We start from the raw sequence: 14,234 nt of genomic DNA, 5'->3' as shown, positions 1-14,234 counted from the left end.
CGGATCAGGCTTCCTCGGCGGGAGCCTCGGTGTCACCGGCGGGCTCCTCGGCCGGGGCGGCCTTGGCCTCGGCGGCGCGGGCCTTGCGCTTCTCGGCCTCGTCCTCGGCGGCCTTGACGGCGGCGGCCTTGGCCTGGGCCTGCGCCTCGGCGGAGGAGTCCTTGGTGCGCAGGGTGCCCTCGGCACCGGGCAGGCCCTTGAACTTCTGCCAGTCGCCGGTGACCTTGAGGAGCACCGCCACCTGCTCGGTCGGCTGCGCGCCCACGGAGAGCCAGTACTGCGCCCGCTCCGAGTCGATGTCGATGAGCGACGGCTCCTCGGTGGGGTGGTACTTGCCGATCTCCTCGATCGCACGGCCGTCGCGCTTGGTGCGCGAGTCCATGACGACGACGCGGTAGTACGGCGCGCGGATCTTGCCCATGCGCTTGAGACGGATCTTGACTGCCACTAGGTGGTCACTCCTGGTTTCGTGATGGGGTGGACCTCGCAGGACCCCGGTGGGTTACGGCGTCTCGGTTGGTCGCAGGACGCGGCGCCGGGCGGTGAGAGGGGCCGGCCGGGCCGAGTACAGCGGGTCATTCTGCCAGATCCGTGGCCCGGGCCGAAACCGGGCGGCGCCCCGGCGGCGGCGTGTGGCTCGTCACGCCCGCCGGCCCGGGCGGCGCCCTGGTGGCGGCACTCGGCCCGGCCGGGTCAGGACCAACGGAACAGCCAGGCCGCGAGTGCCGTCGTCGCGCTGCACGAGGCGCCCGCGCAGGACGACCGCCGCCGGGCGGGCGAGCACGGCGACGTCCTGGCGCGGGTCGGCGTCGTAGACGACGACGTCGGCGCTCGCGCCCTCGGCGATGCCGGGGACGCCGAGGATCTCCCGGGCTCGCCAGCCGGCGGCGGCGACGACGTCGCGCGCGGGGACCCCGGCGCGGGCCACCTCGGCCACCTCGGCGGGCAGCGAGCCGTGCGCGATGGTGCCGCCGGCGTCGGAGCCCATGAGCAGCGGGACCCCGGCGTCGTGGAACGCGCGGACCTGCTCGTAGCGCCGCTCGTGCATCCGGCGCATCCGGGTCGCGTACACCGGGTACTTGGCGCCGGCCTGCTCGGCGAAGGCGCTGAAGTAGCCGACCTGCAGCAGCGTGGGCGTGACGGGGATGCCCCGGCGGGCGGCCTCCGCCATGTGGTCGGCGTCCATGCCGGTGCCGTGCTCGATGCCGTCGATGCCGGCGTCGAGCAGGGGGTCGATCGTCTCCCGGGCGAAGGTGTGGGCGGTGACGCGGGCACCGTTGTCGTGGGCCGCGGCGATCGCGTCCCGCAGGACGTCAGCCGGCCAGAGCGGGCGCAGGTCCGCGTCGGCACCCGCGGAGCGGTCGATCCAGTCGGCGACGATCTTGACCCACCCGTCGCCGAAGCGGGCCTGCTCGGCGACGGCGTCCGGGAGCTGGGCGACGTCGTCGAGCTCGAGCCCGTAGTCGCGCAGGTAACGCCTGGGCCTCGCCAGGTGGTGGCCGGCGCGGATCAGCCGCGGGAGGTCGGGGCGGGCCTGAACCCACCGGTTGTCCATGGGCGAGCCGGCGTCGCGCACCAGGAGCGTGCCGGCGTCCCGGTCGGCCTTCGCCTGGAGCAGCGCCTCCTCCTCGTCCACCTCTCCCGCGGGGCCCAGGCCGATGTGACAGTGGACGTCGACCAGCCCGGGCAGGACCCAGCCGCTGATCTGCCGGGCCCGCTCGGCCCTGGGCGGCGCGGTGAGGGTGAGACGCCCGTCGGCCACCCAGACCTCAGGCAGCTCGATGGCGTCGTCGACCACGACGGTCCCGCACAGGTGCAGCAGCTCCTCCATGGCGGTACGTTCTCACGCCCGCCCGCGCCCCGTTGCGCGCGAGATGTCATCTCCTCCTCGACCTGTCATCTCCTCGTCGAAATGTCAGCTGCCCGGGCGCCCTGACACCGGCGCTGCTCCGTAGGAATCGCCAGGGTGAGCGGACGCGGTCCCGCTACGGCGTTCCGTTCTCAGCCGCCTCAGCTGGCCAGCTCGATCGCCCAGGCGCGGGCCTCCGCCTCACCCGCCAAGGGCGGGCCTGCCGGCGGGGAACCCGCTCGATCGGCCCGCAGGGGAACGCCACGAGGCAGGTCGTCGTCCCCCGCGTCTCGGTAGGCCTCAGCCGCGCGCCGGGCGCGTGCGGCGGCGACGAGCTCCGGGGTCAGGTGGGCCATGGTGGTTCTCCCGCGCGGGTACGAGAGGTCCTTCGGGGGTGTTCATGTCGGCGAGAAGCTGACGTCTCGAGGAGAAGTTGACAGGCGGGCGCGGGAGAGCGTGACATCCCGGGCGCGGGAGAGCGTGACGTCTCGGGCGTGGGAGGCTGCGGGGTCAGCGCAGGTACTTCTGCAGCTCCTCGAGGTCGGGCACCTGCTGGGGCTGCTGCGGCTTGCCGAGGCCGAACGCGGAGCCGGCGGCGGGCTGCTGCGCCGCCTTCGTCGCTGCCTCCCGCTCCTGCTGGGCACGCTTGGCCGGGTTGCCGGACTTGCCCTTCTTGCCCTTCTGCTGACTCTTGGGCGGGGCCTGCATGCGGCCCTTGGACTTCTTCCCGCCGCCGGGCAGCATCCCCATACCGGGCACGCCGCGGCCGGCGCCGCGGGTCATCTGCCGCATCATCGTCTTGGCCTGCTCGAAGCGCTCCACCAGCGAGTTGACCTCGGCGACGGTGGTGCCCGAGCCGCGGGCGATGCGCTGGCGCCGCGAGCCGTTGAGGATCTTGGGGTTGTCCCGCTCGGCCGGGGTCATCGAGTGCACGACCGCCTCGACGCGGTCCACCTCGCGCTCGTCGAAGTTCTCCAGCTGCTCGCGCATCTGGCCCATGCCCGGCAGCATGCCGAGCATCTTCTTCATCGAGCCCATCTTCTTGATCTGGTTGAGCTGGACGAGGAAGTCCTGGAGCGTGAACTCGCCGTCGCCGGCGATCTTCGCGGCCATCTCCTCGGCCTGCTCGGCGTCGAACGCCCGCTCGGCCTGCTCGATGAGCGTGAGGATGTCGCCCATGTCGAGGATGCGCGAGGCCATTCGGTCGGCGTGGAAGCGCTCGAAGTCCGACAGCTTCTCGCCGGTGGACGCGAACAGCACCGGCTTCCCGGTCACCCCGCGCACGGACAGCGCGGCGCCACCGCGGGCGTCGCCGTCGAGCTTGGTGAGGACGACGCCGGTGAAGCCGACGCCCTCGGCGAACGCGTTGGCCGTGGTCACCGCGTCCTGACCGATCATCGCGTCGAGCACGAACAGGATCTCGTCGGGGTCGACGGCGTCGCGGATGTCCGCGGCCTGCTGCATCATCTCGGCGTCGATGCCCAGGCGCCCCGCGGTGTCGACGACGACGACCGAGTACTGCTTGTCGCGAGCGTGCTGCACGCCCGAGCGCGCGACGGCGACCGGGTCGCCGACGCCGTTGCCCGGCTCCGGGGCCCACACCGGCACGCCGGCCTGCTCGCCGACGACCTGCAGCTGGGTGACGGCGTTGGGCCGCTGGAGGTCGGCGGCCACGAGCAGCGGGGTGTGGCCCTGCTCGCGCAGCCACCGGCCGAGCTTGGCGGCCAGGGTGGTCTTGCCGGCGCCCTGGAGGCCGGCGAGCATGATCACCATCGGTGGCTGCTTGGCGAAGTGCAGGTCACGGGCCTCGCCGCCGAGAATCTCGACCAGCTCGGCGTTGACGATCTTGATGACCTGCTGCGCCGGGTTGAGCGCCTGGGAGACCTCGGCGGACTTGGCGCGCTCGCGCACGTTCGCGGCGAACGCGCGCACCACCGGCAGGGCCACGTCGGCGTCGAGCAGCGCGCGCCGGATCTCGGAGACGGTCGCGTCGATGTCGGCGTCGGAGAGCCGCCCCTTGCCGCGGAGCTGCTTGAAGGAGGCGGTGAGCCGGTCGGACAGGTTGGCGAACAAGGCACTACCTCAGGTCGTCAGGGAAAGGACTGAGGATCAGGGTAATGCCAGGCGGGCCGCGACCCGAGTGGTAAGGGTCTCCACCAGCTGCGCCCGCCACCCCGTCCACGCCTGGGGTCCGGCGGCGCGGGCGTCGGCCTCGGTCAGGCGCCGCAGCATCGCGAGCACGTCCCCACGGCGCCCGACGGCGTCCGCCACCCGGTCCAGCACCCGCGGGTCGGCGATGTCCTCCCGCGTGGCCACCGCCGGCAGCAGCAGATGCTCGCGCACGAGCAGCACGACGGTGTCCCGGTCGGCGGGCGGCAGGCCGAGGCGGTCCATGATCGGCGCGACCAGCCGGGCGCCGAGGTCCGCGTGGTGCCCGCCGCCGGGGACCTTGCCGATGTCGTGGAAGAGCGCCGCGAGCAGCAGCAGGTCCTCGCGCCCCTCCCCCGCCGACGGTGCCGCGCGCGTCGCGGCCGCCGGCGGCACCGGTCCCGCCAGGCCGGCGCCGGCCGGCTCGTCCGCCACACGTCCGGCCGACTCCCCGCCCGCGCTGGTGCCGAACCCGCCGGCGATCCCCGCCATGGCCGGCACCGCCCCTGCCGGCACAGGCGCTGCGGTCGCGGCCACCTGGGCCGCGGTCTCCACCATGTGCCGGTCCACGGTGAACCGGTGGATCGCGTTGCGCTGGGGCCGGTTGCGCACCTGCTCCCACTCCGGGAACCACCGGGTCACCACGCCGGCCAGGTCCAGCGCCTCCCACACGGGCACCTGCGCGGGGCCCTGGGCGAGCAGCTCGAGGAGGAGCGCCAGGGCCTCGCCCGGCCAGGGGTCCGGCGGCGCGGCGGCGGCGGCGAGGCTGGTGAGCGTCACCGGGGAGAGGGGCAGGTCCGCGCGGGCCGCCGTCGCGGCGGCCCGCAACGCCAGGAGCGGGTCACGTCCGGGGTCGGCGCCGCCGGCGAGGACCAGCTCGCCGTCGTGCTCGGCCAGGCCCTCCCCCATCGAGGTCAGGTGCGGCGGCTGGGCGCGGCCGCGGACCACGCGGGGGCGGAAGAACCGCGGCTTGGCGACGGCGCGGCGGGCGCGGCGCACGGTGCCGTCCAGCGCCGCGGAGATCACCCGGGCCGCGCCCGCGACGGAGGCGAGGAGGTCGTCGGCGGCGTCGGAGACGGGCGCGCCGCGCGACGTCGTCGCGACGACGACGCCGCTGCCCGCCCGGCCCAGTCCGAGCCGGCGGGCGACGTCGTCCTGGTCGGCGAGCAGCAGCTTGTTGCTGCGCCGGCCCGTGCTCAGGCTCAGGGCGTCGCGCACGTCGAGCAGGTGGGCGTAGGCCCGGTCGAGGTCGCCGTGCGGGCGGTCGGTGAGCCAGGAGGCGGTGAGGGCCCGGACGACGACGGCGTCGCGCAGGCCCCCGCGGGCCTCCTTCAGGTCAGGCTCGATCAGGTAGGCCAGCTCCCCGGCCCGCTCCGCTCGGTCGGCCACGGACTCCAGCAGCTCGGGCAGGCGCCGGCGTGCGGCGGCGCGCCAGTCGGCGAGCACCGCCTGGGACGCCGCCGCGGCGAGCGCCTCGTCCCCGGCCAGGGGCCGCACGTCGAGCAGGCCCACGGCGGCCGGGAGGTCGGCGGAGGCGACCTGGCGGCACTGGTCCAGGCTGCGGACGGAGTGGTCGAGGTCGAGCCGGGCGTCCCAGACGGGGTACCACAGCGCGTCGGCCAGGGCGGCGAGGCGGGCGGGGGCCAGGGAGTGGCCGTCGTGCACCAGCAGCAGGTCCAGGTCCGACAGCGGCCCGCCGTCGCGGCGCCCGAGGCTGCCCACCGCGGTCAGGGCGACGCCCCGGGAGAGATCCAGGCCGGTGCGGCGGGCCGCGTCGTCCCACAGGGCGCGCAGCGCGGCGTCCGTGAGGTCCGCCAGGGCGCTGCGGTAGCGGCGACCGCCACGGGTGCCGGGGCCCGGGAGCGCGAGACGGGCCTGGCGCAGCACCGCCACCGTGGTGGGGGTGTGCGCCAGGCCCGTCATGGCTCCTCCGTCGTGCGTCCGGGAGGCGGGGTCACAGGGCGTCGGGCCCGCGCTCCCCGGTCCGCACCCGGATGACCTCGTCGACCGGGACCGTCCAGACCTTGCCGTCGCCGATGCGGCCGGAGTGGGCGGCGCCCACCACGGCGTCCACGACGGCGTCGGCGTCGGCGTCGGCCACGACGACCTCCACACGGACCTTCGGCACCAGGTCGATGGTGTACTCCGCGCCGCGGTAGACCTCGGTGTGGCCGTGCTGGCGGCCGTAGCCGTTGGCCTCCGAGACGGTCATGCCGTGGACGCCCGCCGCCTCCAGGGCCTTCTTGACGTCGTCGAGCCGGTGCGGCTGGACGATTGCTGTCACGAGCTTCATGCCTTTGCCTCCGTCGTGGCGCGAGCCGCGCCGACATTCGCTTCCGTGGCGAACCTACCGGTGGTCAGCCCCTCGTACGCGCTCTCACCGTGCTCGGCCTGGTCGATCCCGGCAACCTCGACGTCCTCGGCGACCCGCCAGCCCATGGTGGCCTTCAGGGCCAGCCCGATGACGGCCGTGACGACGGCGGAGAACAGCATCGCGATGACGGCGATGATCACCTGCACGGCCAGCTGGCTGACGCCGCCGCCGAAGAAGAGACCGGTCTCGGTGGCCAGGAAGCCGATGCCGACGGTGCCGACAAGACCCCCGACCAGGTGGACGCCGACGACGTCGAGCGAGTCGTCGTAGCCCAGGCGGTACTTCAGGCCGACGGCGAGCGCGCACAGCACGCCGGCGACGAGGCCGAGGACGATCGACCCGACGGGGTTCAGCGCACCGGCGGCCGGGGTGATCGCGACCAGGCCGGCGACGACGCCCGAGGCGGCGCCGAGGGAGGTGGCGTGACCGTCGCGGATCTTCTCCGTGACGAGCCAGCCCAGCACGGCCGCGCCCGTGGCCGCGGTGGTGTTCACCCAGGCCAGCCCCGCCAGGCCGTCCGCGGTGAAGGCGGACCCGGCGTTGAAGCCGAACCAGCCGAACCACAGCAGGGCGGCGCCGAGCATCGTCAGCGGCAGGTTGTGCGGCTTCATCGGGACCGAGCCGAAGCCCTTGCGCCTGCCGATGATCAGGGCGAGGACCAGGCCCGCGACACCGGCGTTGATGTGGACCACGGTGCCGCCGGCGAAGTCGATCGGGTTGGCGATCCCGGAGAACGGCCCGTCGACGCTCAGCAGGCCGGTGCCCGGGCTCCACACCATGTGCGCCATGGGGAAGAAGGCGAGGGTGACCCACAGGGCGACGAAGACCATCCAGGTGGAGAACTTCGTGCGGTCGGCGATCGCGCCGGAGATCAGGGCGGTGGTGATGATCGCGAACGTCATCTGGAAAGCGACGCCCACGACCACCGGCACCCCGTAGGCGTCGAGGGCGAACCCGCCCTCGGCGTCGTACAGCGTCCCGGAGAGCCCGAACTGGTCCAACGGGTTGCCGACGATGCCGCCGATGTCGCTGCCGTAGGACGTCGACCAGCCCCACAGCACGTAGATGACCGCGATGAGGGCCATCGCGCCGAACGACATCATCATCATGTTGAGAACGGACTTCGACCGCGACATGCCGCCGTAGAACAACGCCAGCGCGGGCGTCATCAGGAGCACGAGGGATGCCGACATCAGCATCCACGCCGTTGCCCCGTAGCTGAGCTCCTCCATGGTTCCTCCCTTGCCAGCACGGACGGCTGACCGGGAACCAGATTCCTAGCCGGATGTTTCACCTGCTGCACCCGAATGTTTCGTGCAGGTGACGGGTGCCGGCCACGTGTGAAGTTCATGTTGCGCCACCCGGTTCCGCTCACGATGCGAGACGCGGCAGGCGTCCGGAAGTCCGTCAGGAGAGCAGGGCGTCGACGAACTCCTCCGGCTCGAACGGCGCCAGGTCGTCGGGCCCCTCCCCCAGACCGACGAACTTCACGGGCACGCCGAGCTCGCGCTGCACGGCGACGACGATGCCGCCCTTGGCGGTCCCGTCCAGCTTGGTCAGGACGATGCCGGTGACGTCGACGGCCTCGGCGAACACCTGGGCCTGGCGCATGCCGTTCTGCCCGGTGGTGGCGTCGAGGACGAGCAGGACCTCCCGGACCGGGGCCTGCCGGGACATCACGCGCTTGATCTTGCCGAGCTCGTCCATGAGGCCGGCCTTGTTCTGCAGGCGCCCGGCGGTGTCGACCACGACGACGTCGGCGCCGGCCTCGTGGCCCTCCTTGACCGCGTCGAACGCGACGGCGGCGGGGTCGGCGCCGTCCCGGTCGGCGCGCACCACGGGCACACCCACGCGCTCGCCCCAGGTGGTGAGCTGGTCGGCCGCCGCGGCGCGGAAGGTGTCGGCGGCGCCCAGGACGACGTCGTGCCCCTCGGCGACCAGCACGCGGGCCAGCTTGCCGACCGTGGTGGTCTTGCCGGTCCCGTTGACCCCGACGACGAGCACCGTCGCCGGGTGCGGGTTGCCGTCGTCGCCGACCACCGGCTCCACGTGCAGCCGGCGGTCCATGGTGGGGTCGACGAGCTCGAGCAGCTCGCGGCGCAGCACCTCACGCACGGTCTGCGGGTCGGTGGTTCCGAGCACCTTGGTCTCGGTGCGCAGCTTGTCCATCAGCTCGGTCGTCGGGCCCATGCCGACGTCGGCGAGCAGGAGGGTGTCCTCGATCTCCTCCCAGTCGCTCTCGGAGAGGTCGCCGCGCGAGAGGATCGACAGCAGCGTCTGCCCGAGGGCGCCGGAGCGGGCGAGACGGGCACGCAGCCGCTGCAGGCGCCCCTCGACGGGCTCGGGCCGCTCGAGGGTCGGGACGGGCGTGGGGGCCGGCTCGGCCTCGGCCACCGCGGTCGCGCCGGCCGCCGGCGGCTGGTCGACCTCGTAGGGGCTGACCTCGACGGGCGGCAGGGTCGCCGACGGACCCTGCGACCGGCGTCGGCCGCTGACGAGCGCGAACGCCCCCACCACGGCCACCACCGCGGCGAGGGCGAGGACAGAGACGATGATCCAGGCTAGGTCGGTCACGCGTCCCAGTGTGGCCCACGGCGCTGACACCCGCTGACCGGCCGCGCCGCGACCCGGCGGCGGTCGGCCGCGACCGGTCGGCCGGGGTGTGCTGAGCCGGCGGTCGGCTGCCTGCTCCGGATGTCAGCGTCGGACGGCGGTGCGGGCCTGCTCCCGGGCCTGCTCGAACCGCTGGCGCAGCTCCTCGGGACGGGCGTAGGCGGGCTCGTCCGGCTCGCCGAGGCTGAAGAGGTCCTCCAGGGGCACGTCGCGCGCCCTGCCCGAGCCGGCCCGGAGCGCGTCGCCGTCGTCGGAGCGCCACGCGCGCAGGCTCTCCCGCAGCCAGGCGGACCAGCCGCCCTCCGGCCGCCGCTCGACCGCCAGGACCGCGAGCACGGCGAGCGCGCAGAGCATGGCCACGAGCATCCCCATCACAGCCCCCGTCATGGCACCAGTATCGCCGGGGGGCTGTGCGTCGCGCGCCGAGGCGGGACCCGGGCGCGCCGCGGGGGCCGTGAGGTTGCTCACGCCCACGGGCGGTCCGTCAGGCGACCGGCTCGGGCTCGCGGGCGAGCCGCTGGGAGATCACCGTGGTCACCCCGTCGCCGCGCATCGTGACGCCGTAGAGCGCGTCGGCGATCTCCATGGTCCGCTTCTGGTGCGTGATGACGATGAGCTGGGAGCTGGCGCGCAGCTCGGTGAAGATCTCCAGCAGCCGGCCCAGGTTGACGTCGTCGAGCGCCGCCTCGACCTCGTCCATCACGTAGAACGGGCTCGGCCTCGCCTTGAAGATGGACACCAGGAGGGCGACGGCGGTCAGGGACCGCTCCCCGCCGGAGAGCAGCGACAGGCGCTTGACCTTCTTGCCGGCGGGCCGGGCCTCGATCTCGATGCCGGTGCTGAGCATGTCGTCGGGGTCGGTCAGCACGAGCCGGCCCTCGCCGCCGGGGAACAGCCGGGGGAACACGTCCTGGAACTGGCGGGCGGTGTCCGCGAACGCCTCGGAGAAGACCCGCTCGACCCGCTCGTCCACCTCGCGCACGATCTGCATGAGGTCGGCGCGGGACTTCTTCAGGTCGGCGAGCTGGTCGGTCAGGAACTTGTGCCGCTCGGCCAGCGCCGCGTGCTCCTCCAGCGCCAGCGGGTTGACCTTGCCCAGGCGGGCGAGGTCGCGCTCGGCGGCGCGCAGCCGCTTCTCCTGCTCCTCGCGCACGTAGGGCTTCGGTGACGGCGACACCCCACCGTCGGGCGCGTCTGGCACGGGCGCAGTGGAGGGCACCGGGCGGTCCGGGCCGAACTCGTCGACGAGCACCCGGGGGTCCAGCCCCAGCTCGGCGACGGCGCGCTCCTCGAGCTGGGTGATGCGCAGGCGCTGCTCGGCGCGGGCGACCTCGTCGCGGTGGGCGGCGTCGGTGAGCTTCGCCAGCTCCTGGCCGACCTGCTCCAGCTCGCCGCGCACGGCCGCCAGCGCGGCCTCCCGCTCGGCGCGCTCGTTCTCCGCGGCCTCCCGCTCGGCGGCGGCCGTGGCCACGGAGCCGTCGATCGCGGCGAGCGCACGGGCGGCGCCGTCGCGGACCTCGGCGGCGACCTCCGCCTGGGCGGCGCGGCGGGCCTCCCGCTCGGCGGCGCGGCGCCTGGCCTCCCGCTCGGCGCGGGCGGCGGCGGCGAGGGACGCGGCGCGCCCGGCCAGGGCCTTGGCCTGCTCCTCGACGGTGCGCAGGGCCAGCCGCGCGTCGGTCTCGGCGGTGCGGGCGGCGCGGGCGGCCTCGGTGGCCCGGTCCCGGGCCTCGGTGGCCCCGGCGAGGTCCTCCTCCGCCTGCGCCGGCTCGCGCTGGGCGACCCCGAGCCGCTCCGCCAGCGCGGCGAGCTCGGAGGTGTGCTCCGCGATCTCGGCCTCGACGCGCTCGATCGCGGGCCGGGTCCGTTCGGCCTCCGCCTCCGCCCCGCGCAGCGTGGAGCCGAGGCGGCCGAGCTTCTCGGCGACGGCGGCCAGGCGGGCGTCGGAGGCGTGGAGGTCCTCCAGGGTCGCCCGGGCCCGCTCCTGCGCGGCGGCGACCCGCTCGCGCGCCGGGCCGAGCGCGAAGCGGGCCTGCTCGGCCCGGGCGGTCGCGGCCGCGACCCCCGAGGCCGCCTCCTCGTGGGCGGCGTGCAGCTCCAGCACGCTGGGCGCGCCGGGCGCGCCGCCGTGCGCGGTGGTCGCCGAGAGCACGTCGCCGGCGCGGGTGACGGCGGTCAGGTGCGGCGCGGCGGCGACCGCGCGCCGGGCGTCCGCGAGGTCCTCCACCAGCACGACGCCGGCCAGCAGCGTCTCGACCGTGCCGCGCAGGGCCGCGTCCGCGGTGACGACGTCGGTCGCCCAGGTGGCCCCGGGCGGCGCCTCGCCGCCCGGGGCACCGGTGGCGCCGGCGAGCACGAGACGCACCTGCCCGGCGTCGTCGTCGCGGACCTTGCGCACGGCGTCGACGGCGACGTCCACGGACTCCACGACGGCCGCCTCCGCCGACGGGCCCAGGGCCGCGGCGACGGCGTTCTCCCAGCCGGCCTCGACGGCGAGGTGCTCGGGCAGCGGGCCGAGCAGCCCGGGCAGGCCGGAGTCCAGCAGCGCGCCGGTGCCGTCCTTGCGGCGCAGCGACAGCTGGAGGGTGTCGCGGCGGGCCGCCCAGGTGGTGCGCTCGGCCTCGGCGGCGCGCTCCTCCTCGACCAGCGCGGCGACGGCGCCCTCGGCCTCCTCCAGCTCCGCGACGGCCGCCTCGTGGGCCTCGTCCAGGCCCTCCTCGCCCTCCTCGACGCCGGCGACCTGCTGCTCGAGGGTGTCGAACTCCTTCTGGGCGGCGGTGGCCCGCTGCTCGGCGGCCGCCAGGCTCTCGCGCAGCCGGCCGAGCTCGCCCTCCGCGGCCTCGAGGCGGGAGCGGCGCGCGCCGACCTGGCCGGTCAGCCGGGCGAGCCCCTCGCGGCGGTCCGCGACGCCGCGGTGCACGGCCGCCAGCGCGCGCTCGGCGTCGCGCTCGGCCTCCTCGGCCTCGGTGCGGGCGGCCACGGCGGCCTCGAGCGTGGCGCGGGCCTGGGCCAGCTGGGCCGCGAAGGCCTCCTCCTGCTCGCGGGCCGCGGCGGCGCGGGCGTCGAGCTCGTCCGGGTCCCGGCCGCCGGCGGGCTCGGCCGTGGGCGTGCCGAGGAGGCGGCACCGCTCGGCCGCCACGTTGGCGAGCGAGCGCAGCCGCTCGCGCAGCCCGGAGAGCTGGTACCACACGTCGGTGGCCTGGCCCAGGCGCGGGGCGGCGGCCGCCGCGGCCTGCTCCAGCGCCGTGAGCCGGGCCCGGGCGGCGTCCTGGGCGGTCTCGACCGCGGCGTGCCGTTCCCTCAGGGCGGTCTCGTCGGCAACGTCCTGGGCCAGGGTGGCGGTGAGCTGGACCAGGTCGTCGGCGAGCAGCCGGGCGCGGGCGTCGCGCAGGTCCGCCCGCACCACCTGGGCGCGGCGCGCGACGTCGGCCTGCTTGGCGAGCGGGCCGAGCTGGCGCCGGATCTCGGCCGAGAGGTCGGTGACGCGGGCGAGGTTGGCCTGCATCGCCTCCAGCTTGCGCAGCGCCTTCTCCTTGCGGCGGCGGTGCTTGAGGACGCCGGCCGCCTCCTCGATGAACCCGCGCCGGTCCTCCGCGCTGGCCTGGAGGACGGAGTCGAGCCGGCCCTGCCCGACGATGACGTGCATCTCCTTGCCCATGCCGGTGTCGGAGAGCAGCTCCTGGATGTCCAGCAGGCGGCACGGGCTGCCGTTGATGGCGTACTCCGAGCCCCCGGAGCGGAACAGCGTGCGGGAGATCGTCACCTCGGTGTACTCGATCGGCAGCAGGCCGTCGCTGTTGTCGATGGTGAGGGAGACCTCGGCGCGGCCGAGCGGGGCGCGCGAGGACGTGCCGGCGAAGATGACGTCCGCCATCGAGCCGCCGCGCAGCGTCTTGGCGCCCTGCTCGCCCATGACCCAGGCGAGCGCGTCGACGACGTTGGACTTGCCGGAGCCGTTGGGGCCGACCACGCAGGTGATGCCCGGCTCGAGGTGCAGGGTCGTCGCCGAGGCGAAGGACTTGAACCCCCGCAGCGTCAGCGTCTTCAGATGCACGGGGCGAAGCCTATTGCGCTCGCTGGCGGATGCCGGTATGGCGCCCCGCGCGGGTGGTTCCCGTCACGTCCGGCGGAGGGCGAGGCGGGCGGGAAGGACCCACGACGCCGGCGGACGCGCCCTTGGGGGGCGTGCGCCGGTGGCGCGTGCGCCGGGTGGCGCGTGCGCCCCGTCAGAGGGCGGGGAACCAGAGCGCGATCTCGCGCGCGGCCGACTCGGCCGAGTCCGAGCCGTGCACGAGGTTCATCACGACCGTGGTGCCCCAGTCCCGGCCGAGGTCTCCGCGGACGGTGCCGGGCGCCGCGTTCGTGGGGTCGGTGGCGCCGGCCAGGGTGCGGAAGCCCTCGATGACCCGCTCCCCCTGGACGACGGCGGCCACGAGCGGGCCGGACCTCATGAACTCGACGAGGGGCTCGAAGAACGGCTTGCCCTCGTGCTCGGCGTAGTGCTGGGCGAGGAGCTCGCGGTCGGCGGTGCGCAGCTCCAGGGCCACGAGGCGGTAGCCCTTGGCCTCGATCCGGCGGAGCACCTCGCCGGTGAGGTTGCGCGCGACGCCGTCGGGCTTGACGAGGACGAGGGTGCGCTCGGCTGCGGGGGTGTCCGGGGTAGTAGTCACGTGCAGGCACGTTACCGGCTCGCTGCCGCGCCGCCCGGCGTCCCGGCCGCGCGTCCCGCGTGGCCGGGCCGCCCGAGGCCGGCTCTCAGACCGTCGGTGCCGTCAGGACGCGCCGTGCGTGCGGTAGTGCTCCACCTCTGCGGCGTGCCGCTCCCGGCGCTCGGCGTCGATCCGCCCGCCCACCTGCAGCGAGACGACCCACAGCACGGTGAAGATCAGGCCGACGACGAACATCATCGCCAGCACGAACCCGGCGGCGAGCAGCAGCAGCTGGACGGCCGACCCGATGACGTAGCCCGCCCGGGTGCGCAGCAGCCCGGCCGCCACGGCGCAGGCCACCATGACGACGGCCCCGACGCCCCACACCTGGGCCGGTGCTGCGAGGTCGAGCGCGAAGGCGGCGAGCGAGGCGAACAGGACGATGAGCACCTCGCTGACGAGAACCGTCGCGGCGAACTGGCGGCGCGCCGAGCCGGGCGGCCGGGGCGGGCCTGGCACGGCCGGGGACGGGTTGCTCACGGGCCCCAGGCTACCGGGCGCCGGCCCGGCCCCATGCCCGCGGGGCGCCAGGGCGGCCGGCCGG

Annotated in this window: 12 protein-coding genes; all 12 read right to left on the bottom strand. The window is 75.2% G+C overall.

Annotated features, from left to right (window positions below; translation table 11 throughout):
- Positions 1-4: 4 nt before the first annotated feature.
- The 12 genes from rpsP to ACF0H8_RS07835 all read right to left on the bottom strand — a co-directional run bounded on the left by rpsP (position 5) and on the right by ACF0H8_RS07835 (position 14,170).
- A complete protein-coding gene (gene rpsP, locus ACF0H8_RS07890) occupies positions 5-448 on the bottom strand; it encodes a 30S ribosomal protein S16 (RefSeq protein ID WP_395288402.1) in 444 nt (147 codons plus the stop codon).
- Between the two features lie 192 nt (positions 449-640).
- Positions 641-1,831: an amidohydrolase family protein gene (locus ACF0H8_RS07885; protein ID WP_395288401.1), complete on the bottom strand. Its 1,191-nt coding sequence runs from the start codon at positions 1,829-1,831 to the stop codon at positions 641-643.
- A 179-nt stretch (positions 1,832-2,010) separates the two neighbouring features.
- Positions 2,011-2,205, bottom strand: coding sequence for a hypothetical protein (locus ACF0H8_RS07880; RefSeq protein ID WP_395288400.1), 195 nt, complete (start codon positions 2,203-2,205; stop codon positions 2,011-2,013).
- A 154-nt stretch (positions 2,206-2,359) separates the two neighbouring features.
- Positions 2,360-3,922, bottom strand: a complete 1,563-nt coding sequence (gene ffh / locus ACF0H8_RS07875) for a signal recognition particle protein (RefSeq protein ID WP_395288399.1) — start codon at positions 3,920-3,922, stop codon at positions 2,360-2,362.
- A 36-nt stretch (positions 3,923-3,958) separates the two neighbouring features.
- On the bottom strand, positions 3,959-5,920 hold the full coding sequence (locus tag ACF0H8_RS07870; RefSeq protein ID WP_395288398.1) for an HD domain-containing protein: 1,962 nt from the start codon (positions 5,918-5,920) through the stop codon (positions 3,959-3,961).
- A gap of 31 nt (positions 5,921-5,951) precedes the next feature.
- Entirely contained in the window at positions 5,952-6,290 is a 339-nt protein-coding gene (locus ACF0H8_RS07865; protein ID WP_395288397.1) for a P-II family nitrogen regulator, read from the bottom strand.
- Positions 6,287-7,603, bottom strand: a complete 1,317-nt coding sequence (locus ACF0H8_RS07860; RefSeq protein WP_395288396.1) for an ammonium transporter — start codon at positions 7,601-7,603, stop codon at positions 6,287-6,289. Before ACF0H8_RS07860 ends, ACF0H8_RS07865 begins: the two co-directional genes overlap by 4 nt.
- A gap of 175 nt (positions 7,604-7,778) precedes the next feature.
- Complete coding sequence (ftsY, locus tag ACF0H8_RS07855) at positions 7,779-8,945, bottom strand: signal recognition particle-docking protein FtsY (RefSeq protein WP_395288395.1); 1,167 nt, start codon at positions 8,943-8,945, stop codon at positions 7,779-7,781.
- A 123-nt stretch (positions 8,946-9,068) separates the two neighbouring features.
- Positions 9,069-9,371: a hypothetical protein gene (locus ACF0H8_RS07850; protein WP_395288394.1), complete on the bottom strand. Its 303-nt coding sequence runs from the start codon at positions 9,369-9,371 to the stop codon at positions 9,069-9,071.
- A gap of 97 nt (positions 9,372-9,468) precedes the next feature.
- On the bottom strand, positions 9,469-13,035 hold the full coding sequence (gene smc, locus ACF0H8_RS07845; RefSeq protein WP_395288393.1) for a chromosome segregation protein SMC: 3,567 nt from the start codon (positions 13,033-13,035) through the stop codon (positions 9,469-9,471).
- A 172-nt stretch (positions 13,036-13,207) separates the two neighbouring features.
- Positions 13,208-13,651 (bottom strand): nucleoside-diphosphate kinase, encoded by a 444-nt coding sequence (gene ndk / locus ACF0H8_RS07840; RefSeq protein ID WP_395288392.1) that lies wholly within the window; start codon positions 13,649-13,651, stop codon positions 13,208-13,210.
- Between the two features lie 102 nt (positions 13,652-13,753).
- On the bottom strand, positions 13,754-14,170 hold the full coding sequence (locus ACF0H8_RS07835) for a DUF4233 domain-containing protein (RefSeq protein WP_395288391.1): 417 nt from the start codon (positions 14,168-14,170) through the stop codon (positions 13,754-13,756).
- Positions 14,171-14,234: the final 64 nt, after the last annotated feature.

This window comes from Georgenia sp. AZ-5 (assembly GCF_043952095.1).
Taxonomy (GTDB): domain Bacteria; phylum Actinomycetota; class Actinomycetes; order Actinomycetales; family Actinomycetaceae; genus Georgenia.
Note: the sequence above shows the minus strand (reverse complement) of the source record. Positions and strands in the feature narration are given on the sequence as shown.